The sequence below is a fragment of the Modestobacter sp. NPDC049651 genome (genome assembly GCF_040659695.1).
Classification (GTDB): Bacteria; Actinomycetota; Actinomycetes; order Mycobacteriales; family Geodermatophilaceae; genus Modestobacter.
Window position 1 is genome coordinate 136443 of sequence record NZ_JBFAOG010000006.1, and the last position, 22501, is coordinate 158943.

A 22501-nucleotide genomic window follows, 5' to 3' on the forward strand; every position below is an offset into this window, starting at 1 on the left:
GGGTGCCCGCCTCCGTAGGGTCCGGCCATGCCTGTGGAGCTGCGCCAGCTGCAGGCCTTCGTGGCGGTCGCCACCCAGCTGCACTTCGGTCGCGCCGCCCAGGAGCTGCACATCGGGCAACCCACGCTCAGCGAGCTGGTGCAGCGGCTCGAGCGCGAGCTGGGCACGCCGCTGCTGACCAGGTCCACCCGTCCGGTCCACCTCACGGAGGCGGGCTCGGAGTTCCTGCTCCGGGCGCGCGCCCTCTTGGACGACGCCGCCGAGGCCGTCGCGGTCGTCAAGCGCATCGGCACCGGGCAGAGCGGCACCGTCCGGGTGGGCGTCACGCCGCCGGCGGCCCCCGTCCTCGCGCCCCACCTCAGGGCGACCCTGGCCGACGTGGCCCCCGAGGTCGACCTGGTCGTGGCCCGGCTGTGGTTGCCGCTGCTCGAGCAGGCCCTGGCCGACGGCACCGTCGACGTCGGCATCACGTGCGGCCGGCTGGACGACGTCGAGGGCATGGCGACGGAGGTGTTCTGCGCCCAGCCGCTGCTGGTGGGGCTCCGACCCGGCCACCCCCTGGCCGGTGAGCCGGCGGTCCCGCTGTCCGCGCTGGCCGACCAGGTCCGGGGGGCCACCCACGCGAGCCTGTTCCCCGCCTGGTCGCTGGCGCAGCAGCAGGCCCTGCAGACCGCCGGCATCAGCCCGCCCACCGTGCAGCTCGACGACCCGGACCTCGTCGCGGCCCGCTGGATGGAGCACCCCGGGGTCGACTGGATCCTGCTGATCGGCTCGCTCACGGCAGGTCACGTCGACACCGTCGTCCGGCCGGTCACCCCCCGCCTCGACGTGCCGTTCACGGTGCGCTGGCGGCGGTCCCGGGTGCGCACCCCGGCCGTGGCCACGCTGGTCGAGCACCTGCTCACGATGCCGCCCGCGCCGGGGTTCTCCGCGCTCTCCGACTGAGGACCCGGTCATCGGTTCCGCCGATGGCAGCATCCCGACCTCGTCGTTGACCGTGCTGCGGCGCCCGAGCAGATTCGGTGCACCGACATCGCCCGGAGGCGCACGATGACCGCTTCGTCCTCGTCCCGCAGGCCCACCGTCGTGCTGGTGCACGGCGCGTTCGCCGAGTCCGCCAGCTGGAGCGGCGTGATCGCCCGGCTGGCCGAGCGCGGGCACCCGGTGGTCGCGGTCGCGAACCCGCTGCGCGGGGTGCGCACCGATGCGGCCTACCTGTCCGGCCTCCTCGACACCGTCGACGGAGACGTCGTCCTCGTCGCCCACTCCTACGGCGGCATGGTCACCAGCAACGTCCACTCCGACCGGGTGCGGGCCATGGTCTTCATCGGCGCGTTCGCCCCCGACGTCGGCGACAGCGCCGCCACCCTGTCGGGCCGCTCCCCGGGCAGCACGCTGGCCGAGACGCTGCAGCCGGTGCCGCTGCCGGACGGCGACGCCGACCTCTACATCCGCCAGGACCGGTACCACGCGCAGTTCGCGGCCGACTCCTCCGCCGCCGACGCCGCGGTCATGGCCGCCACCCAGCGGCCGATCACCCGGTCCGCGCTCGAGGAGCCCTCCGCCGGTGCGGCCTGGCGCACGGTGCCGTCGTGGTTCCTGTTCGGGGCGGAGGACAGGAACATCCCCGCCGCGGTGCACCGGTTCATGGCCGACCGGGCCGGGTCCCGCCGCACCGTCGAGCTCGCCGGCGGCTCGCACACCGTCGCGATCCCCGAGGCGGCACAGGCTGCCGCCCTCGTCGAGGAGGCGGTGGCGTCGCTCGCCGCGGCCCCCGCGCAGTCCTGATCCCGCCACCGATCAGCTCCGCCGCCCCACCCGAGGAGATCCGCATGGGCACCGTGACAGTCGGGCAGGAGAACACCACCCCGATCGAGCTGTACTACGAGGACCACGGCAGCGGTCCCGCCGTGGTGCTGCTCGCCGGCTGGCCGCTGGACAGCCGGTCCTGGGAGCCGCAGCTGCACCCGCTGCTGACCGCCGGGTACCGGGTCATCACCTACGACCGGCGCGGGTTCGGCCGCTCCAGCCGCCCGACCACCGGGTACGACTTCGACAGCCTCGCGGCCGACCTGGACGCGGTGCTCACCGCCCTGGACCTGCGCGACGCCGTCGTCGTGGGGTTCTCCCTCGGCTCCGGTGAGCTCCTCCGCCACGTCGGCCACTCGGGCACCGGGCGGCTGCGCGCCGCAGTGGTCGTGGAGACCCTCGCCCCCTCGTTCGCGAAGTCGGCCGACAACCCGACCGGGGTGGACGCCGCCGGGGTGGCCGCGGTGCAGGAGGCCGTCCTCGCCGACCGCTTCGCGTGGCTGACCGGGCTCGTGGCGGACCTGGTGAACCTGGACCAGCACCGCGGCACCCGGGTCAGCGAGGACGCCGTCCGCGCGCTGTGGAACGCCGGTGCCGAAGCCGGCGGCCACGCCACCTGGGCGTGCCCGCCCGGCTGGCTGGAGGACTTCAGCGGCGACCTCGAGGCCCTCGACGTCCCCACGCTGATCGTCCACGGCACCGCCGACCGCATCCTGCCGATCGACGGGCAGGGCCGGCGCCTCCACGCAGCCCTCCCCGACGCCCGCTACGTCGAGATCGAGGGCGGCCCGCACCTGCTGGGCCTGACCCACGCCGCGGAGCTCAACCGCGAGCTGCTCGCCTTCCTGTCCGACGTGACCGGCACCGAGAACGGAGACCAGGCATGACCACGACCCCGCAGGTGGTGCTGGAGCCCGCCGCCCAGGACCTCGTCGAGCTCACCGGCAAGCCGCCCTTCCTCTACGAGCTCAGCCCGCAGGCGGCCCGCCAGGTGCTCACCGACCTCCAGTCCGGGCCGGTCGACAAGCCGGACGTCGACGAGGAGTGGGTGACCGTGCCGGCCGAGGTGGGCGACGTGCGGGTGCGGCTGCTGCGTCCCGCGGGTGCGACCGGGCAGCTCCCGGTCGCGGTCTACATGCACGGTGGCGGGTGGGTCCTCGGGGACGCCGCCACCCACGACCGGCTGGTCCGCGAGCTGTGCGTCGGCGCCGGGTGCGCGGTCGCGTTCGTCGAGTACACCCCCTCGCCCGAGGCGCACTACCCGGTCGCCGTCGAGCAGGGCTACGCCACCGCCCGGTGGATCACCGAGCACGGCGCCGAGCACGACCTGGACGCGACGCGGATGGCGGTCGCGGGGGAGTCCGTCGGCGGCAACATGACCGCCGCTCTCGCGCTGATGGCCAAGGACCGCGGCGACGTGCACTTCGTGCACCACTCGATGTACTACCCGGTCACCGACGCCGCCATGGACACCGGCTCCTACGAGCAGTTCGCCACCGGCTACTACCTCAGCCGCGGCTCGATGGAGTGGTTCTGGGACGCCTACCTCCCCGACCGGGACCGGCGCTCGGAGATCACCGCCTCCCCGAACCGGGCGACGGTGGAGCAGCTGGCGGGCCTGCCCCCGGCGCTGCTGTTCGTCGACGAGGCCGACGTCCTGCGCGACGAGGGCGAGTCGTACGCCGCGAAGCTCCGGCAGGCCGGCGTCGAGGTGACCACGGTGCGCTACGACGGCGCGGTGCACGACTTCATGCTGCTGGACCCGCTGCGCGGCACCCAGGCCGCCCGGGCCGCGACCGCGCAGGCCGCCGCGGTGCTGGGCGCCGCGCTCGGCACCCGGCCCGCCTGATCCGCCGTCCGGACCACGAGGAGCGATCCGATGCCGTCCGACCCCGCCCGGCCGGCCGACGCCCTGTCGGCCACCCTGACCCGCACCGAGGTCCAGCGGGAGCCGTTCTCGGTGCCCGGCCGGGAGATCGTGCAGGTCCGGACCGAGATCCCGGCCGGCGTCGCGTCCGGCTGGCACACCCACCCCGGTGAGGAGGTCGGCTACATCGTCGAGGGGAACGTCCGGATGGAGGTCCGCGGCCGTCCGGCGGTGGACCTGCACGCCGGCGACGGGTTCTGCATCCCGCCCGGCACCCCGCACAACGCGCTCGACCTCGGGCCCGGGACCGGCGTCATGCTGTCGACCTACCTGGTGGACGCCACCCTGCCGCTGTCGTCGGTCGCGGCCGCGCCGGGACCGGCCGGTGGCGCGTGACCTCCCGGCCCCGCTGAGCCGGGCGGCGAGGGGAGCAGCCGGTGACCGCGGTCCTGGTCGCGCTCGGGGCGGCGCTGATGACCGTCGCCGGCGGGGTGGCCGCGCTGCGGGCCGGGCGCCGCCGCCACCTCGTCCTCGGGCTCGCCGCGGGCCTGATGCTCGGCGTGGTCGGCTTCGAGCTGCTGCCCGAGTCGCTCCGGCAGGACCGGGCGACCTGGCTGTCCACGCCCGTGCCGCTGGTGCTGTTCGTCGGCGGCTTCCTGCTGCTGCACGTGGTCGAGCGGGCCTGCGCCGTGCACCGCGGTCAGGAGGACGCCTACCGGGGTCACGGGCACGGGCATGCGACCGGGACGTTCGCCGCCTCGGCCCTGGTGGGCCACAGCGTCCTGGACGGCGTGGCGCTCGGGGTCGCCTTCCAGGTGCAGACCCGGATCGGCGTCGTCGTGGCCGTCGCGGTCATCGCGCACGACTTCGCCGACGGCTTCAACACCTACACGCTCACCACCCTGCGCGGAGGCGACCGGCGGCGCGGTCTGCTGCTGCTCGGCGCTGATGCGGTCGCGCCGGTGGTCGGCGCCGCCCTCTCGGGGGTCGCCACCGTCCCCGAGGCGACGCTCGGCGGCTACCTGGGCTTCTTCGCCGGCGTCCTGATGTACCTGGCCACCGCGGACGTCCTGCCCGAGGCGCACGCGCAGCACTCGTCCGGGCTCACCCTCGCCAGCACCGTCGCCGGTGTCGCGCTGCTCTTCCTGATCGCCGGCGCGGCCGGCTGACCGCCCTCCACCGCACACCCTCGAGGAGCACGACCATGGGACCACTGGACGGCAGGACCGCGCTGATCACCGGCGCCACCAGCGGCATCGGTCTGGCGGCCGCGCAGCGGCTGGCCGCCGACGGCGCCACCGTCGTCATCACCGGACGACGCAGGACCGTGCTCGACGACGCCGTCGCGGCCGTCCGCGCCACCGCCCGCGCCGACGTGGTCGGAGTGGCCGGCGACGTGAGCTCCGGAGAGCACCTGGACGCCGTCATGGAGGTCGTCGCGCAGCGGGGGGCAGGCCTGGACGTGCTGTTCACCAACGCCGGCGGTGGCGAGTTCGCCGCGTTGAGCGACATCACCCGGGAGCACTACCACCAGACCTTCGAGCGCAACGTCGGCGGCACGCTGTTCACCGTGCAGAAGGCCCTGCGGGTGCTCAACGACGGGGCCTCGATCATCCTGTCCGGCTCCACCTCGGCCACCCGCAGCAGCGCCATGTTCGGCGTCTACGCCGCGTCCAAGGCCGCCATCCGCTCGTTCGGCCGCACCTGGGCCGCGGAGCTCGCCGGACGCGGCATCCGGGTCAACACCCTGGTGCCCGGCCCGATCGAGACCCCGGGTCTCACCGGCCTGGCCGGCACCCCCGAGGCCGGCCGGCAGCTGCTCGACCAGTTCGCGGCCGACATCCCGCTGGGGCGGGTGGGCCGCCCCGCCGAGATCGCCGACGCCGTGGCCTTCCTGGCCTCGGACGCGGCCGGCTTCATCACCGGCACCGAGCTGTTCGTCGACGGCGGGCTCAACCAGCTGTAGCGACCGGCGGCCCGGTCAGAAGACGACGGGCAGCGCATCCACACCGTGGACGAAGGACAGCGAGCGCCACGGGAGCTGCTCCTCGGGCACCGCCAGCGCCAGGTCCGGGAACCGGCGGAACAGCGCGGGCAGCACGATGCGCAGCTCCAGGCGGGCGAGCTCCGCCCCGACGCAGCGGTGGATCCCGTGCCCGAACGCCAGGTGGGTGCCGGCCGGGGACCGGGCCGGGTCGAACGAGTCGGGGTCCGCGCCCGCCCACGCCGGGTCCCGGTCGGCGCCGGAGAGCGAGGCGGCCACGACGTCCCCGGCCCGGACCGGGCAGCCGAGCAGCTCGCCGTCCTGCTTCGCGAACCGCGGGAACGCCACCTGCACCACCGACAGGTGGCGCAGCAGCTCCTCCACCACCCGGTCGACGTCCGCGGGTGAGCCGTTCCGGACCAGTGCCGCGTGCGCCGGGTCGCGGAGGAGGACCACGGTGCCCATCGCGATCATGCTGGCGGTGGTCTCGTAGCCGCCGGTGACGATGCCGTCGGCCAGGCCGGCCAGGTCGTCGTCCGAGACGTCCCCGCCCTCGGCCTGCAGGACCTGGCCGATCAGGCCGGGCCCGGGGTCGGTGCGCTGCCGGGCCACGGCGGCGCGGAGCAGCCGCTTCTGGTCCGAGACCGCGCCGAGCGCCGCCGCCGTCCCGCCGGTGGCGTCGAAGCGCTCGCCGGCCAGCCGGGTGAACGCCGCGCGGTCGCCGTCGTCGAGGCCCAGCAGGCCGCAGATCGTGTCCATCGGCACCCGGGACGCCAGGTGCTCGACCAGGTCCGCCGGCGACCCCGCGGCGGCGAGCTCGTCCAGCCGCTGCGCCACGATCTCCTCGATCGTGGGCCGCAGCCGCTGCAGCCGGTGGCGGGTGAACGCCGGGGCCACCAGCCTGCGCAGCTCGGTGTGCCGCGGGGGATCGGTGAAGCCGAGGCCGCCGGTGTCCGCCAGCGAGCCGGGACCGGCGTCCCGGAACAGGTGCGTGATGTCGGTGCTGAACGCATCGGTGTCCGCCAGGACGCCGCGGACCTCCTCGTACCCGGTCACCAGGTGCATCGTCAGCCCGAGGGGCAGGTTGCGTCGCTGCACCGGCCCCGCGGCCCGCGCCTCGGCGAGCTCGGGCACCGGGTCGGTGCCGACCCGCAGCAGCGGGAGCTTCGCCTCCTCCGGGAGGAAGTCCAGCGCGCCGAGGTCGACGCCGCCGGAGCGCAGCCGCCGCCGGGCCAGCCGGACCAGCCAGCCACGCGCCACGGCCCGCGGCCCGCGCCGGCGCGACGGGTGGGCCGCGGTGCCGGGGACCGTGCGAGGTGCCCGGCGCGGACGGGGGCGGGTGCGGGTCAGCGGGGGCATGGGTCCTCATCGGTCGGGGGCGGCGAAGGCGGACGGCGGGCGCCGGTGCCTCGGCCGGGCTCATCGACCGGCGACGGCGGGCCGAGGGTAGAGCCAGTGCCTGCACGCGAGCTGGCTACCGGCTGACCGTCCGCGTGTCCGACGTGCGGCTCGGTCGCCACCGCGACGAACGCCCCAGGTGCCGCAGCTCCCTGCCGGCACGCCACCGGTCCGATCGGTCCGGTCGATGATCCGTTCGCCGACCGGCCCTTGGCCGGCCCGGCCGATGACCGCAGCATGGTCGGCATGAGTGCACCGAGGATCCCGCTGAACCTCTTCGGGATCGGCTTCGGCCTGGCGGGGCTGGGGGAGGCCTGGACGACGCTGGCCGCCGCGGGCGCGGCGCCCGCCCTGGTCGGCGAGCTCGTCCTGCTGCTGTCGGCGCTCGCGTGGCTCACCGTCCTGGTCGCCTACCTGCGGCACGTCGCCGGCCACCGGTCGGTGCTGGTCGCCGACCTGCTCGACCCGGTCGCCGCCCCCTTCGCCTCGCTGGCGCTGATCACCCCGATGCTGCTGGCGTCCGTCGGGCTGCACCCGCACGTGCCGACCGCCGGCCGGGTGCTCACCGACGTCTTCCTGGTGCTCACCGTGCTGCTCGGCGGCTGGTTCACCGGGCAGTGGATGTACGCGCCGGTCGACCTGGACCGGTTCCACCCCGGCTACTTCCTGCCCACGGTCGCCGGCGGGCTCGTCGCCGCGGCCAGCGCCGCGGTGGTCGGTCAGCAACGGCTGGCCGAGGTGATGTTCGGTCTCGGCGTCGTCTGCTGGGTCGTCCTCGGCTCGATCATCCTGGGCCGGCTGCTGTTCCGCCCGCTGCTCCCGGGCCCGCTGCTGCCGACGATGGCGATCGAGGTGGCACCGGCCGCGGTGGCCAGCCTCGCCTGGTTCAACCTGCGCGGCGAGGACATCGACCCGATCGCCGCGTTCCTCGCCGGCTACGGCCTGCTCATGGTGCTCGCCCAGCTGCGGCTGCTGCCGGCCTACCTCCGGCTGCCGTTCATGCCCAGCACCTGGGCGTTCACCTTCAGCTGGGCCGCCGTGGCCACCACCGGGCTGGTGTGGCTCGAGGCCACCGACGTCGCCGGCGCCCGGGCCTGGCAGTACGTCGTGGTCACCGCGATCACCCTGCTGATCGGGGGCATCGCCGTCCGCACCGTGGTGGCGTTGGCCCGCCGGCGGTTCCTCCCCGCGCCGCCGGCGCCGCCGGTCGCGCCGGTGGGACCGGGCCCCGCCGTCCCCGAGCCCGCCGGCCGCAGGACGCCGCGCAGCGCGACGGGCCCCCCGCGCTAGGACACCGGCCGCTCACCGGGGCGGGTGGACCGGCGGCGGACCGGACCTCAGCCCCGGCCGGCGACCGTGTCGACCAGCCGGTCGACGTCCTCGGGCGCATCGTCGCCGGCCCAGGCGACGTGCTGGTCGGGGCGGACGAGCACCAGGCGCGAGCCGTACTCCGCGCGCCCGTCGGCCCGGGTGTCGGTGACCACGGTCAGCGGCATGCCGATCCGGGCCGCGGCCGCCTCGAGCCCGGCCACCGCGGCCGGCGGTGCGTCGAAGGCGAGCAGGGTGAACCCGACGCCCAGCGCGTCCAGGACGTTCTGCCCGGAGGTGAGCAGCTGGGGTGCCAGGTGGTGGCCGGGCCGGGCCCGGAACGAGTGCTCGCCGAACGCGCTGATGACGGCGCCGGGCGGCCCGGTGACGACCGGCGAGCCCTCGTAGTTCGGCTCGTAGCTGCGCACCGCGATCTCGCCGCCCACGCTCGCGATGTCGGCGAACGCCGTCTCGAACTCGGCGCGGTCCCGGTCGGGCGAGTAGCGCTCGACGAAGGCGCGCTCGCGCTCGATCTGCGCGGCGATGATGTTCTGCCCGACGTCCCGGAAGACGCCCTCGCGCTCGGGGCTGTACGAGTCGAGCAGCGCCTCACCGCCCCAGCCCTGCAGCACGGCGGCCAGCTTCCAGCTGAGGTTCACCGCGTCCTCCAGGCCGTTGTTCAGGCCGAACCCGCCGTAGGGCGGGTGCGTGTGCGCGGCGTCACCGGCGATGAACGCCCGCCCGGCGCGGTACTGGTGGGCCACCTGCACGCGCAGGTCCCAGAAGCCGAGGTGGTCCAGGTCGTAGGGGAACTCGACGCCGACCGCCTTGTGCAGCATCTGCTTGACGTCGACGTCCTCCGTCGTGCTGCCCTCGGGGAGGGGCGCGTGGAAGAAGAAGCTCTCCGTGACGTCGATGCGGCCGAGGAAGGCCCAGTAGCCCTTGAGGTAGGGCGCCATGACCCGGTAGGTCGACCGTGGCGGGAAGCGCTCCAGGAGGCGGGCGAGCTCGGGCGACCGGAACACCGCCAGCGCGACGACCTGGTCGAAGTCGGTGCCGGACCGCTCGACGCCGCCCTGCTCGGCGACGACCGACCGGCCGCCGTCGCAGCCCACGACGTAGGCCGCCTCGAGGGTGCGCTGCTCACCGGCCCGCGCGATCGTCACGCGCACGCCCTGCGCGTCCTGCTCGACCGCTGTCGCCGTCCAGCCGAGGTACGCCTCGACCTCGTCGAGCTGGGCCATCCGCGCGCGGAGGACCTCCTCGGTGCGGTACTGCGGGAGCCGCTCGTTGCGCTCGAGGAAGTAGTCGGCCACCTGCTCGCGGCCGGCGGGTGCCCGCCAGTGGTCGCTCATCAGGTCGCCGTAGGCCACGACCGTGCCGATGGGATGGCCCTCGGGCATGGTGCGGGCGGCGCGCAGTTCGTCGGCCAGCCCCCAGAAGTGGAAGTGCTCCATGGTCCGCTGGGTCAGGTTCTGGCCCTTCGGGATGCGGGACAGCTCCGTCCGACGCTCGACGAGGGCGCAGCGGACACCCCGCCGGGCCAGGTCGATCGCCAGCGCGACGCCGACCGGCCCTGCCCCGACGACGATGACCTGGGGGTTCTCCATGGTCGTGTCCGACCTCCACTCCTCGGTCCCGACGGCCGCCCGCTCCTGCGGACACCGGGGGACGTGCACGGGGGCGCTCGCGGTCTGAGGCTACGGGGCTGCTTCGCTGTGCGGAAAGATGTGCGACGAAGTTCCGGAGCGCGGAACGTCGGCCGTCAGCGGACGGCGATCCGCTGCGCCGTCTCCTGGGCGGCCCGCGCCCACTCCTCGATCAGCGCGGGAGTGAGCCGGCTGGCGGGGGCGGCGACGGCCAGGGCGGCGCGCACGTGGTCGGGGCCCTCGGGGATGCGCACCCCGACCGCGCCGATCTCGACGTCGCTCTCGTTGTAGGCGACCGCGTAGCCCGACCGCCGCACCTCGGCCAGCGCGGTCTCCAGGTCCGCCCGCGTCGTCGGGGGAGTGCCGGGCAGGACGTCGTCGGGGTACAGCTGGGCCAGCTGCTCCGGGGGCAGGCCGGCCAGCACGGCCTTGCCGGCGGACGTCGCGTGGGCCGGCAGCCGCAGCCCGACCTGACCACCCACCCGCAGGGCACGGGTGGCCTCCGCGGCGTCGACGAACCGGACGTCGCGGCCCTCGAGCAGCACCAGGCTGACCGTCTCGCCGAGCTGGTCGCGCAGCGCGTGCAGGAACGGCCGGGCCCGGTCCCGGATGTCGAGCGTGCTGATGGCGGCCAGGCCGATCGACAGCAGCGCGTCACCGGCCCGGTAGGAGCGGCTGGCGGGGTCGCGACGGAGGAAGCCGTGGTGCTCGAGCATCGCCAGCAGCCGGTGCGCGGTCGAGCGGGCGACGCCGAGCTCGGCGGCGCACTCGGAGACCCGCAGCACGGGCCGCTCGCGCAGCTGCAGCAGGAGCAGCAGGGCGTTGCGGACCGACTCGATCGGATAGGCCGGACCGGTCTCCGTCGTGGTCACGCACGTGCTCCTCGGGTGTCGTCGCCGCTCTTGACGGTGCTGAGCGTACTCAGGCATGTTGTCGAAGACGGGACGCTGTTCTGCTGTTCAGAACGCGGCCCCACGCGGGAGTCCGGCACCGTCGCCGTCCCTGAGCCTGGAGGAACCGAGTCGTGAACCGCCTGGAGAACAAGACCGTCCTCGTGACCGGAGGTGGCCGGGGCATCGGCCGCGCCGGCGCCCTGGCGATGGCGGCCGAGGGTGCCGCCCTCGCCGTCCTCGACCTCGACGCCGCGGCCGCCGAGGCGGTGGTGGCCGAGATCGAGGCGGCCGGGGGCAGGGCCCGGGCCTGGGCCGCCGACATCACCTCCCCCGAGCAGGTGGGCGCCGCCGTCGCCGAGGTGGTCGCATGGGGCGGCCAGGTCGACGTGCTGGTGCACTCGGCCGGCATCGTGGGCCCCGCGATGCTCAAGGACATGACGCTGGAGTCCTTCGAGCGGGTGGTGGCCGTCAACCTGACCGGCACGTTCATCTGCCTCACGGCCCTCATCCCGCACTGGGTCGAGCTGGGCCACGGCAAGTTCGTGGCGCTCACCTCCCCGGCGGCGCAGCGCGGGCAGGTCGGGGGCGGGAACTACGCCGCGGCGAAGGCCGGCGTCGTCGCGCTGGTCAAGACGGCGGCCGTCGAGCTCGCCCGGCACAACGTCACCGCCAACGCGCTGCTGCCGATCGCCGCGACCGAGATGTCGGCCAACGTGCGGGAGAACCCGAAGCTGGAGGAGAAGTTCCTCGGCATGATCCCGCTGCGCCGCTGGGCCGGCCCCGAGGAGATCGCGCCCAGCCTGGTCTACCTCGCCTCGTCCGACTCCGACTACATGACGGGCAGCGTGCTGTCCGTCGACGGCGGCCGCACGATCTGACGGGACCCGGCGCGATGACATCCTCCTGGACGGTCGCCGAGCAGCTGCGCTGGGTCGTCGGACGCCGCCCGTCCGCGACCGCCCTCGTGGACGCCGACGGCGAGCTCACCTTCGCCCGGTTCGGCGAGCGGGTGCAGGCGCTGGCCGGCTTCCTCGCCCCGTACGCGGGCGGGCGGGTCGGGCTCTACCTGGCCAACCGCCGCGAGTGGGCCGAGGCCTTCTTCGCCTGCCAGCTCGCCGGCATCGGGGTGGTGCCGGTCAACGACCGGTACCAGGACCGGGAGGTGCGCCACCTCGTCGCGGACGCCGGGATCTCGCTGCTGGTCTCCGACGCGGCCGGGCACCGCGGCGACGTGCTGGCCGGGCTCCGCGGGGACGTCGACATCCTGCTGGTCGGCGCCCCGTACGAGGCCGCGCTGGCCGCGGGCGGCCCGGTCCGCCGGCGCGCCAACGACGAGTCCGCCGTCCTCTACACCTCCGGCACGACCGCGCTGCCCAAGGGCGTGCGGCTGACCCAGGCCAACCAGGCGCTGGGGACCTTCCTGGGGCCGGCGGTGCTGCTGGGTCTGACGGCCGCCGACACCGTGCTCATCCCCACCCCGCTGGGCCACCGGGTGGGTCAGGTGCGGTTGCTCGGCGGGCTGCTCACCGGGGCGCGCACGGTGCTCAGCGCCGACGCGCGCCCGGCCACGCTGCTCGAGGCGGTGCGGCGCCACGCGGTGACCGTCACCGGGATGGTCCCCACGATCGCCCGGGACCTGGCCCTCTCCGGCACGCCGGTGGGTGAGCAGCTGGCGAGCCTGCGGGTCCTCAGCGTCACCGGCGAGGCGATGACCGCCGAGCTGCGGGGGACCGTGGCGCGCATGCTGCCGGGCACCGAGCTGTGGACGTTCTTCGCCTCCACCGAGACCGGCATGGCCGCGGCGCTGCCGCCCGAGCAGTTCACCGCGCGGCCGGGGTCGTCGGGGCGGGCGCTGCCCGGGGTCGAGCTGGCGGTGCGGGACCTGGAGACCGGTGCCCGCGCGTCGACCGGCTCCGGCGAGGTGCTGGTGCGCTCGGGCGCACCGGGCTCCTACGCGGTCGGCGCCGGCTACGTCGGTGCCGCCGCGGACACCGCGTTCACCGACGCGGAGGGCTGGTTCGCCACCGGCGACCTCGGCACCCTCGACGCGGAGGGCTGGTTGTCGATCACCGGCCGCAGCAAGGACATGATCCTGTCCGGCGGCTTCAACATCGCCGCCCAGGAGGTCGAGGAGGTCCTCCGCCTGCACCCGGGCGTGCGCGACGTCGCCGTCACCGGCGAGCCCGACGAGCGCTTCGGCGAGCGGGTGGTCGCCTGGGTGGTCCGGACGCCGGGGAGCGGTGACCGGGTCGACGCCGAGGAGCTGCGGGCGTTCACCGGCACGCACGTCGCGGCCTTCAAGCGCCCCCGCGTGGTCCGCTTCGTCGACGAGCTGCCCCGCACCGCGACCGGCAAGACCGCCAAGTGGCGCCTCGGCGACGGGGCGGGCCGGTGACCGGCGGGATGGCGGTGCCGATCCCGCCGGCGCACCTCGCCTTCCGCGACGAGCTGCGCGAGTGGCTGGCTCGCCACCTGCCACCCGGCGGCCTCCCCGACGTCGACACCGTGGACGGGTTCCGGGCGCACCAGGCCTGGGAGCGCACCCTGCACGCGGCGGGCTACACCGGGATCTCGTGGCCCCGCGAGCACGGTGGCGCCGGCGGCGACCTGCTGCACGAGGCCGTCTTCGCCGAGGAGTACGAGCGGGCCCGCGGGCCGGTGCGGATCACCCGGCCGTCGCTGCGCTTCCTCGGCCCGACGCTGATGCGGTTCGGCACGCCCGACCAGCAGCAGCGCTGGCTGCTGCGGATGCTGCGGGCCGAGGACGTGTGGTCGCAGGGCTTCTCCGAGCCCGAGGCGGGCAGCGACCTGGCCGGCGTGCGCACCCGGGCGGTGCGGCAGGGCGACGGGTACCTGGTCGAGGGCCAGAAGACCTGGACGACGTACGGCCGGTTCAGCGACTGGATGTTCGCGCTGGTCCGCACGGGCGCACCCGGCGACCGGCACCGCGGGCTGACCTGCCTGGCCGTCGACCTGCACAGCCCCGGTGTCGAGGTCCGCCCGGTCCGTCAGGTGCACGGGCGCACCGGGTTCGCGGAGGTGTTCTTCTCCGGTGTCCGGGTCCCCGCCGACCAGCGGATCGGCGCCGAGGGCGAGGGCTGGGCGGTCGCGATGACCCTGCTGTCGTTCGAGCGCGGGCCGGACGCCGCTGGGCCGGTCCGCAGCGAGCAGCGGCTGTCCGCGCTCGCGGCCGACGTGCTCGCGGACCTGCCGCCGGACGACGTCGCCGGGGTGCGCCGCGAGCTGGGGGAGGCGGCCGCCCGGGTGTACGCCTACCGGTCGCACACCGCCCGCCGGCTGGCGGACCAGTGGAGCGGGGAGCCGGCCGGGGCGGAGTCGAGCCTGGTGAAGCTGTTCTCCAGCCAGCTCGACCTCGACCTGGTCACCCTCGGCGCCGACCTGTTCGGCGATGCGCGGCTGGCCGAGGGCACCCCCGAGCACCTCGACCTCTGGCACTCCCGGGCCGGCCGCGTCTACGGCGGCACCGCCGAGGTGCAGCGCACCGTGGTGGCCGACCGCGTCCTCGGGCTGCCCCGGTGACCGCGGGAGACCCGCCGGAGCTCCGGTTGTTCCGCCCGACCGACGCGCAGCGGGAGCTGGTCACCGGCGCCCGGGCGGTCTTCGCCGCCGCCGTCGGGGGAGCGGACGACGGGCCGCGGGGGCGGAGCTGGCGGGCGATCGCCGACTCCGGTCTGCTCGGTGCGCTCGTCGGCGAGGACGCCGACGGGCTGGGCCTCGGCGCCGACGACCTGGCGCTGCTGACCGAGGAGGCCGGGCACCTGCTGGTGCGTGGCCCGCTGGTCGAGACCGCGTGGATGGCGGTCCCGGCGCTGGCCGCGGTCGGCGCCCCGGCCGCGGACACGCTCGCGGCGGTGCTGGCCGGCGAGGTGCTGGCCTCGGCGGTCGACGACACGCTGCGCGGCCCGGACCTGGGCGCGGCCGGCCTGGTCGTCGTGCCGGGGGAGGACGGCGACCGGCTGGTGGACGGCGCTGCGCTCGGCCCGCTGGAGCCGGCGGCCGCCGCCGATCCCGGGGCGCGCCTGGAGCGGGCACCGGACCTGGCCCGGGCACCGGGCGCCCCGGTGCCGCGGACCGGCGTCGGCGCCCTGACGCTCGGCCGGCTGGGCGGCGCCGCCTACCTGCTGGGCGTCACCCGCTGGCTCCTGGAGACGACCGTGGCCCACGCGACCGCGCGCACCCAGTTCGGTGCGCCGATCGGCAGCTTCCAGGCGGTGCGGCACGGCCTCGCCGACGTCCACGTCGAGCTGGAGTTCGCGCGCAGCGCGGTGTGGGCCGCCGCCGGCGAGCTGGAGGCGGGGGCGGCCACCGGCCGGACGGCCGTGCTCGCTGCCGCCGTCCAGGCCCGCCGGGCCTTCGCGCTGGCCGACCGGCACTGCCTGCAGGTGCACGGCGGCCTGGGCTTCACCTGGGAGCACCCGCTGCACCGGCACCTCAAGGCAGGGCAGACCGTCGCCGCCCGGTTCGGCCGGGGCCGGGACCTGGCCGCCGCGCTCGGCGACGCGGTGCTCGCCGCCGCCCGTTCGGCTCCCCGTTCCGCGCCGCCCCGCCCGCACATCTGACGCGGGCGCCGGCTCAGGGCCCGAAGTGCGCCGGGTCGGTCATCACCTCGACGAGCGTCGGGTGGTCGACCGTGCGGGCCGCCGCCAGGCTCTCCCGCAGGTCGGCGAGGGTGTCCACGCGCGTGCCGGGCACCCCGAACCCGGTGCTGATCGCGGCGATGTCGGGACCGCTGATGTCGATGCCGGGGAAGTCGCCCCGCTCCACGGCGAGCCCGCCGAACCGGCGCAGCGCGGCGCCCACGGCGGCGTAGCGCTGGTTGTTGATGACCACGTAGGTGACCGGCAGGCCGCTGCGCGCCGCCGACCACAGCGCGGGCGTGCCGAACTGGAACACCCCGTCGCCGAGCACCGCGGCGACACGGCGCTCGGGCATGCCCATCTGGATGCCGAGCGCGGCGCCCATGCCCCAGCCCAGCGAGCCGGAGGTGGAGACGAAGTAGTCGTCGCCGCCGGACTGGTGGGCGCGCTGCTGGAGGATGCCGCCGGCGGTGGTGGCGTCCCCGACGAGCGCGACGCCGCGCAGCGACTCGGTGATCACGTCGACGACGTCCGAGGCGGTGAGCACCGCGGACGCGGAGGGGGACCGCCGGGGTCGTGGCTCTGCCGGCGGGACCTCGCGGTCGGCGACGGGCGGCAGCGCCGCGGAGAGCGCCTGCAGCACGAGCCGCTGGTCGCCGACCAGGCCGGCGTCCACGCCGTAGACCATCGCGACGTGCCGCGGGTCGGTGTGGCTGTGCACGATCGGCACCCCGGCCGGCAGCGGCGGGACCCGGGCCGGCTCGAACTCGTTGAACACCCGGGCGCCGAGGAACACCAGCAGATCGGCCTCCTGCACCAGGGGGTGGCCGATCTCGTACTGGCCGCGGAAGTGCGGGTGGTCGGTCGGGAAGCCGGGGCGCTCGAAGCCACGGCGGTCCTCGTGCACGACCGGGGCCCCGAGCTGCTCGCTGAGCCGGACCAGGTCCTCGACGGCACCGACGCGGGCCAGCTCGCTGCCGGCGACCAGCAGCGGCCGGCGCGCGGACTGCAGCAGGTCGGCCGCCGCCCGCACCGCGCCGGGGGCGGGCAGGGTCCGGGAGTCGAAGTCGAACCGGTGCACCTCGGGGACCGGCACCGGGACGGGGCTCTCCAGCAGGTCCTGGCTCAGCGCCACCCACACCGGTCCGGCGGGCTCGGTGACCGCGGTCCGGAAGGCGCGGTTGACGTCCTCGGCGATCGCCTCGGTGGTGAGCGACTGCCAGTCCGACTTCACGTACTGGTGCACCAGGTCGCGCATCCGCCGGCCGGTGGTGAAGCCCTCCCGGGCCTGGATCGAGGAGGCCTTGAGGCCGTTGAGCACCACCACGGGGGAGTAGGCCAGCTGCGCGGCGTAGAGGTGGCTGAGCCCGTTGGTCAGACCGACGTTGGCGTGCAGGTAGGCGACGCTGGGCCGGCGGGTGACCCGGGCCAGGCCGTCGGCCATCGAGACGGCGACGCCCTCGTGCGTGGTGAGCACCAGCTCGACGTCCTTGCGCGTGACGAGCGCGTCCAGGACGGCGGCCTCGGTGCTCCCCGGGCAGGTGAACAACCGGTCGGCGCCCCAGTCCCGGACGACGTCCAGGAGGGCCTCGGCGGCAGGTGTGGACATGGGTGGGTGCTCCTCGGCGCCGGGGGTGGGGTGCGTGGCCGCGCGACGGTCAGTGGTGCGTGACCAGCTGCATCAGGTGGCTGCGCAGCCGGGCGAACTCCTCGCTGGCCCGGGTGGTCAGCTGGTTGCGCGGCCGGCCCAGCGGGACGTCGACGATCTCGGCGACCCGGCTCGGGGCGCCGGTGAGCACCACCACCCGATCGGCGAGGTAGACGGCCTCGTCGATGTCGTGGGTGACCAGCACGACGGTGATGCCGAACTGCCGGCGGACCTCCAGGATCAGGTCCTCGAGGTCGAACCGGGTCTGCGCGTCGACCGAGGCGAACGGCTCGTCCATCAGCAGCATGTCCGGCTGGTGGGCCAGCGCCCGCGCGATCGCCACCCGCTGCTGCATGCCGCCGGACAGCTGCCACGGGTAGCTCCTGCCGGCGTCGGGCAGGCCGACGGCGGCGAGCACCTCGGCGATGCGCGCCTCGCGCTGCTGCTTGCCGACGCCGGCCACCCGCAGCGGCACCGCGACGTTGCGGTTCACCGACAGCCAGGGGAACAGCGACCGGCTGTAGTCCTGGAACACGACGCTGAGCCGGTCGGGGACCGAGGTGAGCGGCGTGCCCTCGAACCGCACCGAGCCGGTGGTCGGCTGCAGCAGGCCGCTGAGGCAGCGCAGCAACGTCGTCTTGCCGGCACCGCTGGGGCCCACGACGCAGACGAACTCGCCCTTGGCCACGTCGAACGACACGTCGTCGATGGCGAGCTTCTCGTCCGGCCGGCCGACGTTGTAGGCCTTGCGGAGCGCACGGACCGACAGCACCGGCTCGCCGCCCCCGGTGGGGACCGAGCTCCCGACGACCTGCGACTGGGACACGGGTCAGCCCTTCTGTTCGACTGCGCGGGCGCCGAGGTACCACGCCAGGACGACGCGCTCGACGAGGATGAACAGGAACGTGAGCACGCTCCCGATGAGGGCCAGCACGATGATCCCGGTCCACATGTCGGTGATCGCGAACCGCTGCTGGGCCTCGAGGATGAAGAAGCCGATGCCCGACTGGGAGGCGACCAGCTCGCTGACCACCATCATGATCACGCTGATCTGCAGGCTGTGCCGCAGCCCGGCCATGATCTGCGGCATCGCGCCGGGCAGCACGACCGTCCACACCGTCCGGGTGCCCGACATGTGCAGCGCCTTGGCGGTGTCGAGCTTGGTCGGGTCGGTGGCGCGCATCCCGTCGAGGGTGTTGAGCAGCGTCGGCCAGATCGCGGCGAGCACGATGATGGTGATCTGCATCGACGCGCCGATGCCCATGATCGCCATGATCGCCGGGAGCAGCGCCGCGGTCGGGATGACGTAGACGAAGTAGAGGACCGGGGAGACCGCCTCGCCGACCCGGGCGAACTTCCACAGCAGCGCGCCCGCCACGACGCCGAGCACGCCGGCGAGGGTGTAGCCGATCGCGAAGTGCTCGAGGCTGGACCACAGCTGGCTGCGGGCGTCGCCGAGGACCCACAGGTCCCACAGCTGCGTGAGGATGTCCTTCAGCGGCGGGAAGAAGGTGTTGGTGCTGCTCGCCGACAGCACCCACCAGAGCACCAGCACGAGGGCGAAGAACCAGAGGCGCCAGATGCTGGTCAGGGCCTTGCGCACCGGGGCGAACGCCCGCCGTCCGGAGCGGGCGCTGAACTGCTGCGAGGGGGTGGTGGCCGCGGCCACCACCGGGTCGGCGGTCGAGGGGACGTCGAGCGACCGGGTGCGGCCCTCGTCGGTGCCCGCCGGCGGTGCGGTACTCGGGGTCTTGGCCATGGTCAGGCTGCCCTCGATGCGTTGTTGCGCTGGCTCTCGTGCCAGTGCAGGAGGCGTCGTTCCAGGTAGGAGAACAGGCTGGTCACCAGCACCCCGGCGATGCCGGTGACGAGGATGAAGGCGTAGGTGGCCGGCAGCCGGCTGGGCCCGGCGTTGACCGAGGTGAGGATGCTCAGGCCCAGGCCGGGGGCGCCGCCGATGAGCTCGGCGATCACCGCGAGGATCAGACCGACGGCGGCGGCGACGCGCAGCCCGGTGGCGATGAACGGTGCCGCGCTGGGCAGGGTCACCCCGGTGAACCGGCGCAGGCCCCGCAGCCGCAGGGTGGTCGCGGTGTCCCGGACCACCGGGTCGACGGCGCGCACGCCGTAGATGACCTGGATGGTCAGCGGCCAGAAGACCCCGAAGGCGACGAGGAAGACCTTCATCTCCAGGCTCGCGCCCCAGACGACGATGGCCAGCGGCAGGATCGCGATCACCGGCACCGTCTTGAGGAACTCGATGACCGGGATGACGCTCAGGTAGGCGAAGCGGTTGAGCCCGAGCAGGGTGCCCACCACGATCGCGGCCGAGCAGCCGATCAGCAGCCCGACACCCCAGCCGCGCACGGTGTCCCAGATCGCCTGCCAGAGGTCCCGGCCGCCGAGCTCCCGGCCCAGCTGGGCCAGCGTGCCGGTCATGGTGGGGAAGGCGTCGTCCCCCAGCACGCCGGACACCGCGACGTACTGCCACAGCCCCAGCACGGCGGCGATGACCAGCAGCCGCGCGGCGATCTTGAACCACCGGCGGTCGACGACCTTCACCGCGTGCCTCCTCGCCGCTGCCGCGGCTCCCCACGTGCATCCAGGACACGTGCGTCCATGACGGTCGGTCCTCCCTCGCCCGGTCAGACGGGTCCGGGGAAGCCGGACACGTCCTCGTAGTCGGCGATGGCCTGGAGCTCGGTGCAGGCCTCGAGCGCCGTCATGCCGTGGCCGCGGCCGATGCCGCTGCCCTTGAAGCCGCCGAAGGGCATGGAGACGTCGGAGGCGCCCATCCGGTGCACGTTGATGAAGACGCTGCCGCTCTCCAGCCGGCGGGCGACCCGCAGCGCGTGGTCGCGGTCGTCGCTCCAGACCGACGCCCCGAGACCGAACTCGGTCGCGTTGGCGTGCCCGACCACCTCGTCGTCGGTGTCGAACGGCAGCACCGGGACGACGGGGCCGAACTGCTCGCAGGTGACCAGCTCCGCGCCCGGCGCGACGTCCGAGACGACCGACGGCAGCAGGAACAGCCCGTCGTCCCAGCCGGCCGGGTCCAGCCGGGTGCCCACGGTGCGCACCGTGGCGCCGTCGGCCCGGGTGCGCTCCACCAGGGCGGTCACCCGGTCGAACTGCGGCTGGTTGTTGACCGGGCCCATCGTGGTCCGCGGGTCGAGCCCGTCGCCGACCACCAGCTGGTCGACCGCCGCGGTGTACCGGTCGAGGAACTCGGCGTGGTGGTCGCGGTGGACGTAGATGCGCTTCACGTTGAAGCAGATCTGGCCGCTGGCGGTGAAGACGCTCTTCACCAGCTCGTCGACGAGCCGGTCGGTGACCCGGGCGTCCTCCAGCACGATGGCCGGGTCGTTGCCGCCCAGCTCGAGGCTGATGTTCTTGAGGTTGCCGGCCGCGGCCCGCATGACCGACTGCCCGGTGGCGGTGCTGCCGGTGAAGAACACCTTGCGCACCCGGGCGTGCGCGGCGATGGCCGCACCGGCCTCACCGCCTCCGGGCACCACGTTGAGCACGCCGGCGGGGAGGTGGCCGGCCACCACCTCGAGCACCCCGCTGAGCGTCAGCGGTGCGAACTCCGAGGGCTTGACCACCACGGTGTTGCCCGCCAGCAGGGCCGGCGCGATGCCGAGGAAGGCCAGGTAGACCGGGCTGTTCCACGGCACGATGACGCCGGTGACGCCCATCGGGCGGCGGCCGGTCCAGACGGTGCCGCGGGCGTCGGACCGGAACACGCGGTCCTCGGCGATCTCGTCGGCGCGCTCGCTGTACCAGCCGAGGATGTGCCCGGCGCCGCCGACGTCCACCCGCGACTCCCACAGCACCTTGCCCTGCTCCCGGGTGAGCAGCTCGGCCAGCGGGCCGGTCACCGGGGCGAGGGCCGCCACGGCTGCGGCTAGGTGCGCCGCGCGGTCGTGGGCGGGGAGCGTGGACCACGCGGGGAACGCGGCGTCGGCCGCCGCGACGGCGCGGTCGACGTGCTCCGCCGTCCCGACCGCGACCCGCCCGACCACCTCGCCCAGCCGGGCGGGGTTGCGCACCGGCTGGAACGCCGAGTCCAACCGCTCGCCGGCGACCAGCACCGGCGACTCGGGGGCGTCGCCGCCGGCCGCCGCGCGCTCGGCCACGTCGCTGACCTGTCCTGTCATGGAGTGCACCTCGGGGTCTCGTCGGAGGGGTCGGGTGGGGGTCAGCCCTTGGGCTTCCAGACCAGGTCCTCCGGGTCGACCTTCTTCTTGATGGCGCCCTGCTCGCTCATGACGTCCTGGATGCTGGCGATCGAGTCGGTGTTGATCTCCGGCACGAAGTTGGTCGGGAGCACCTGCGCCTGGGCCGCCTCGGGGGTCAGCTTCAGCCCCTTGACCAGGGTGGCCTTGGCCTCGTCCTCGTGGTCCTTCGTGTACTCGATCGCCTCGGTCATCGCGTCCTGGAACGACTGCGCCACCTTGGGGTTCTTCTCCAGGTACGAGGCGGTCGCGGCGTAGCAGTAGATGGTGCCGCCGGGCCACAGGTCCGAGCTCGGGTGCGCGAGCGCGACGGCCCCGGCCTGCAGCGCCGTCTCGACGTAGGGAGAAGTGATGACGGCGGCGTCGACGCGGCCGTCGGCGAGCGCCTGGGGCATCTGCGGGAACGGCATGGCGACGAACTTGGTGTCCTTGCCACCGGCCTTCGTGATCAGCTCCTGGGCGCCGATCAGGTTGATGCTGGACAGCTGCACCACCGCGACGGTCTTGCCGCTGAGCTGGTCGACCGAGGTGATGCCGCTGTCCTTGGCCGCGACCAGCGCGCTGGCGTCGCGGTCGGGGGCCACCTGCCCGTCGATCGGGCTGACGCACTTCACGTCGGTGCCCTGCGCGCTGGCGTTGATCAACACCGGCGTCGTGAGGAAGCCGAACTGCTGCTTCCCGGCGACCATCGAGGCGACGATCGGCGTCGGCGCCGCGGCGGACTCGGTCTTCACGTTGAGGCCGTGCTCCTTGAAGATGCCCTTCTCCTGGGCCAGGAAGAGCACGGCGTTCGGCGTGAACGGCACGATCCCGACGGTCACGTCGGTGAGGCCGCCGCTCCCGCTGCCGGCGTCCGCGCTCTGGCCGTCGCTGTCGCCGCTGCTGCCGCAGGCGGCCGCGAGGCTCACCGCTGCCGCCAGCGCCAGGACCTTGACACCTCTACGCACGTGAGCCTCCAGAACGTCGTTGTCACCCGGGCTGCGTCTTCGATGTCGCGCGCCGTCCTCGACGCCGTGCCGGGACCGGCTCCCCGTGGGGGCCGGCGGAGCGAGACGTAGGCCACATTAGGGACGACGTTCGCCCACTGTCCACGCCTGCGGAAGAAAGTG

21 protein-coding genes are annotated in these 22501 nt (G+C 74.6%); 12 read left to right on the forward strand and 9 right to left on the reverse strand.

Annotated elements, in window-relative coordinates:
- The first annotated feature begins 27 nt into the window (after positions 1-27).
- The 7 genes from AB0J00_RS11115 to AB0J00_RS11145 all read left to right on the forward strand — a co-directional run bounded on the left by AB0J00_RS11115 (position 28) and on the right by AB0J00_RS11145 (position 5642).
- Positions 28-945 carry a LysR family transcriptional regulator gene (locus AB0J00_RS11115; protein ID WP_357744033.1) on the forward strand — a complete coding sequence of 306 codons (918 nt, stop codon included), beginning with the start codon at positions 28-30 and terminating at the stop codon, positions 943-945.
- A gap of 105 nt (positions 946-1050) precedes the next feature.
- Positions 1051-1788, forward strand: a complete 738-nt coding sequence (locus tag AB0J00_RS11120; protein WP_357744035.1) for an alpha/beta hydrolase — start codon at positions 1051-1053, stop codon at positions 1786-1788.
- A gap of 44 nt (positions 1789-1832) precedes the next feature.
- Positions 1833-2696 (forward strand): alpha/beta hydrolase, encoded by an 864-nt coding sequence (locus AB0J00_RS11125; RefSeq protein ID WP_357744037.1) that lies wholly within the window; start codon positions 1833-1835, stop codon positions 2694-2696.
- Positions 2693-3658: an alpha/beta hydrolase gene (locus AB0J00_RS11130; protein ID WP_357744038.1), complete on the forward strand. Its 966-nt coding sequence runs from the start codon at positions 2693-2695 to the stop codon at positions 3656-3658. Before AB0J00_RS11125 ends, AB0J00_RS11130 begins: the two co-directional genes overlap by 4 nt.
- A 30-nt stretch (positions 3659-3688) precedes the next feature.
- Complete coding sequence (locus AB0J00_RS11135; RefSeq protein WP_357744040.1) at positions 3689-4072, forward strand: cupin domain-containing protein; 384 nt, start codon at positions 3689-3691, stop codon at positions 4070-4072.
- 41 nt (positions 4073-4113) lie between these two features.
- Positions 4114-4845, forward strand: coding sequence for a ZIP family metal transporter (locus tag AB0J00_RS11140; protein ID WP_357744042.1), 732 nt, complete (start codon positions 4114-4116; stop codon positions 4843-4845).
- Positions 4846-4880: 35 nt separating this feature from the next.
- Positions 4881-5642: an SDR family oxidoreductase gene (locus AB0J00_RS11145; RefSeq protein WP_357744043.1), complete on the forward strand. Its 762-nt coding sequence runs from the start codon at positions 4881-4883 to the stop codon at positions 5640-5642.
- A gap of 15 nt (positions 5643-5657) precedes the next feature.
- Here AB0J00_RS11145 and AB0J00_RS11150 read toward each other — a convergent pair whose 3' ends face one another.
- Entirely contained in the window at positions 5658-7019 is a 1362-nt protein-coding gene (locus AB0J00_RS11150; RefSeq protein WP_357744045.1) for a cytochrome P450, read from the reverse strand.
- A 285-nt stretch (positions 7020-7304) separates the two neighbouring features.
- Here AB0J00_RS11150 and AB0J00_RS11155 point away from each other — a divergent pair, with 285 nt between their 5' ends.
- Positions 7305-8348 carry a hypothetical protein gene (locus AB0J00_RS11155; RefSeq protein WP_357744047.1) on the forward strand — a complete coding sequence of 348 codons (1044 nt, stop codon included), beginning with the start codon at positions 7305-7307 and terminating at the stop codon, positions 8346-8348.
- Positions 8349-8395: 47 nt separating this feature from the next.
- Here the strand turns inward: AB0J00_RS11155 and AB0J00_RS11160 are convergent, their stop codons facing one another.
- Both AB0J00_RS11160 and AB0J00_RS11165 read right to left on the reverse strand, forming a co-directional pair.
- Positions 8396-9976 carry an FAD-dependent monooxygenase gene (locus AB0J00_RS11160; protein WP_357744049.1) on the reverse strand — a complete coding sequence of 527 codons (1581 nt, stop codon included), beginning with the start codon at positions 9974-9976 and terminating at the stop codon, positions 8396-8398.
- A gap of 155 nt (positions 9977-10131) precedes the next feature.
- Positions 10132-10887: an IclR family transcriptional regulator gene (locus AB0J00_RS11165; RefSeq protein ID WP_357744051.1), complete on the reverse strand. Its 756-nt coding sequence runs from the start codon at positions 10885-10887 to the stop codon at positions 10132-10134.
- Between the two features lie 152 nt (positions 10888-11039).
- On the opposite strand from AB0J00_RS11165, the gene AB0J00_RS11170 reads away from it, so the two are divergent.
- From AB0J00_RS11170 to AB0J00_RS11185, 4 genes are read left to right on the forward strand one after another with little or no spacing between them, the layout of a single operon-like run.
- Positions 11040-11786, forward strand: coding sequence for an SDR family oxidoreductase (locus AB0J00_RS11170; RefSeq protein WP_357744053.1), 747 nt, complete (start codon positions 11040-11042; stop codon positions 11784-11786).
- A 14-nt stretch (positions 11787-11800) separates the two neighbouring features.
- Positions 11801-13303 carry a class I adenylate-forming enzyme family protein gene (locus tag AB0J00_RS11175; protein WP_357744054.1) on the forward strand — a complete coding sequence of 501 codons (1503 nt, stop codon included), beginning with the start codon at positions 11801-11803 and terminating at the stop codon, positions 13301-13303.
- A gap of 8 nt (positions 13304-13311) precedes the next feature.
- Positions 13312-14448: an acyl-CoA dehydrogenase family protein gene (locus AB0J00_RS11180; RefSeq protein ID WP_357744056.1), complete on the forward strand. Its 1137-nt coding sequence runs from the start codon at positions 13312-13314 to the stop codon at positions 14446-14448.
- Positions 14445-15488, forward strand: a complete 1044-nt coding sequence (locus tag AB0J00_RS11185) for an acyl-CoA dehydrogenase family protein (RefSeq protein WP_357744058.1) — start codon at positions 14445-14447, stop codon at positions 15486-15488. The genes AB0J00_RS11180 and AB0J00_RS11185 overlap by 4 nt, the downstream gene beginning before the upstream one ends.
- 13 nt (positions 15489-15501) lie before the next feature.
- On the opposite strand, the gene AB0J00_RS11190 is transcribed toward AB0J00_RS11185, so the two are convergent.
- The 6 genes from AB0J00_RS11190 to AB0J00_RS11215 form a co-directional block, all read right to left on the reverse strand.
- Positions 15502-17115, reverse strand: a complete 1614-nt coding sequence (locus AB0J00_RS11190) for a thiamine pyrophosphate-binding protein (RefSeq protein ID WP_357744060.1) — start codon at positions 17113-17115, stop codon at positions 15502-15504.
- Positions 17116-17164: 49 nt separating this feature from the next.
- A complete protein-coding gene (locus AB0J00_RS11195; protein ID WP_357744062.1) occupies positions 17165-17980 on the reverse strand; it encodes an ABC transporter ATP-binding protein in 816 nt (271 codons plus the stop codon).
- A gap of 3 nt (positions 17981-17983) precedes the next feature.
- On the reverse strand, positions 17984-18913 hold the full coding sequence (locus tag AB0J00_RS11200; RefSeq protein WP_357744064.1) for an ABC transporter permease: 930 nt from the start codon (positions 18911-18913) through the stop codon (positions 17984-17986).
- Positions 18914-18915: 2 nt separating this feature from the next.
- Positions 18916-19716, reverse strand: coding sequence for an ABC transporter permease (locus AB0J00_RS11205; RefSeq protein ID WP_357744066.1), 801 nt, complete (start codon positions 19714-19716; stop codon positions 18916-18918).
- A gap of 83 nt (positions 19717-19799) precedes the next feature.
- The gene (locus AB0J00_RS11210) at positions 19800-21314 is read right to left on the reverse strand and encodes an aldehyde dehydrogenase family protein (RefSeq protein WP_357744068.1); all 1515 of its coding nucleotides are present in this window, start codon (positions 21312-21314) and stop codon (positions 19800-19802) included.
- 41 nt (positions 21315-21355) lie between these two features.
- Positions 21356-22339, reverse strand: coding sequence for an ABC transporter substrate-binding protein (locus tag AB0J00_RS11215; RefSeq protein WP_357744070.1), 984 nt, complete (start codon positions 22337-22339; stop codon positions 21356-21358).
- Positions 22340-22501: the final 162 nt, after the last annotated feature.

Bases quoted from the DNA above. Each gene is read 5' to 3' on its own strand.
- AB0J00_RS11115 (WP_357744033.1), top strand. From the start codon at position 28: ATGCCTGTGGAGCTGCGCCAGCTGCAGGCCTTCGTGGCGGTCGCCACC.
- AB0J00_RS11120 (WP_357744035.1), top strand. From the start codon at position 1,051: ATGACCGCTTCGTCCTCGTCCCGCAGGCCCACCGTCGTGCTGGTGCAC.
- AB0J00_RS11125 (WP_357744037.1), top strand. From the start codon at position 1,833: ATGGGCACCGTGACAGTCGGGCAGGAGAACACCACCCCGATCGAGCTG.
- AB0J00_RS11130 (WP_357744038.1), top strand. From the start codon at position 2,693: ATGACCACGACCCCGCAGGTGGTGCTGGAGCCCGCCGCCCAGGACCTC.
- AB0J00_RS11135 (WP_357744040.1), top strand. From the start codon at position 3,689: ATGCCGTCCGACCCCGCCCGGCCGGCCGACGCCCTGTCGGCCACCCTG.
- AB0J00_RS11145 (WP_357744043.1), top strand. From the start codon at position 4,881: ATGGGACCACTGGACGGCAGGACCGCGCTGATCACCGGCGCCACCAGC.
- AB0J00_RS11150 (WP_357744045.1), bottom strand. From the start codon at position 7,019: ATGCCCCCGCTGACCCGCACCCGCCCCCGTCCGCGCCGGGCACCTCGC.
- AB0J00_RS11155 (WP_357744047.1), top strand. From the start codon at position 7,305: ATGAGTGCACCGAGGATCCCGCTGAACCTCTTCGGGATCGGCTTCGGC.
- AB0J00_RS11160 (WP_357744049.1), bottom strand. From the start codon at position 9,976: ATGGAGAACCCCCAGGTCATCGTCGTCGGGGCAGGGCCGGTCGGCGTC.
- AB0J00_RS11175 (WP_357744054.1), top strand. From the start codon at position 11,801: ATGACATCCTCCTGGACGGTCGCCGAGCAGCTGCGCTGGGTCGTCGGA.
- AB0J00_RS11180 (WP_357744056.1), top strand. From the start codon at position 13,312: ATGGCGGTGCCGATCCCGCCGGCGCACCTCGCCTTCCGCGACGAGCTG.
- AB0J00_RS11190 (WP_357744060.1), bottom strand. From the start codon at position 17,115: ATGTCCACACCTGCCGCCGAGGCCCTCCTGGACGTCGTCCGGGACTGG.
- AB0J00_RS11200 (WP_357744064.1), bottom strand. From the start codon at position 18,913: ATGGCCAAGACCCCGAGTACCGCACCGCCGGCGGGCACCGACGAGGGC.
- AB0J00_RS11210 (WP_357744068.1), bottom strand. From the start codon at position 21,314: ATGACAGGACAGGTCAGCGACGTGGCCGAGCGCGCGGCGGCCGGCGGC.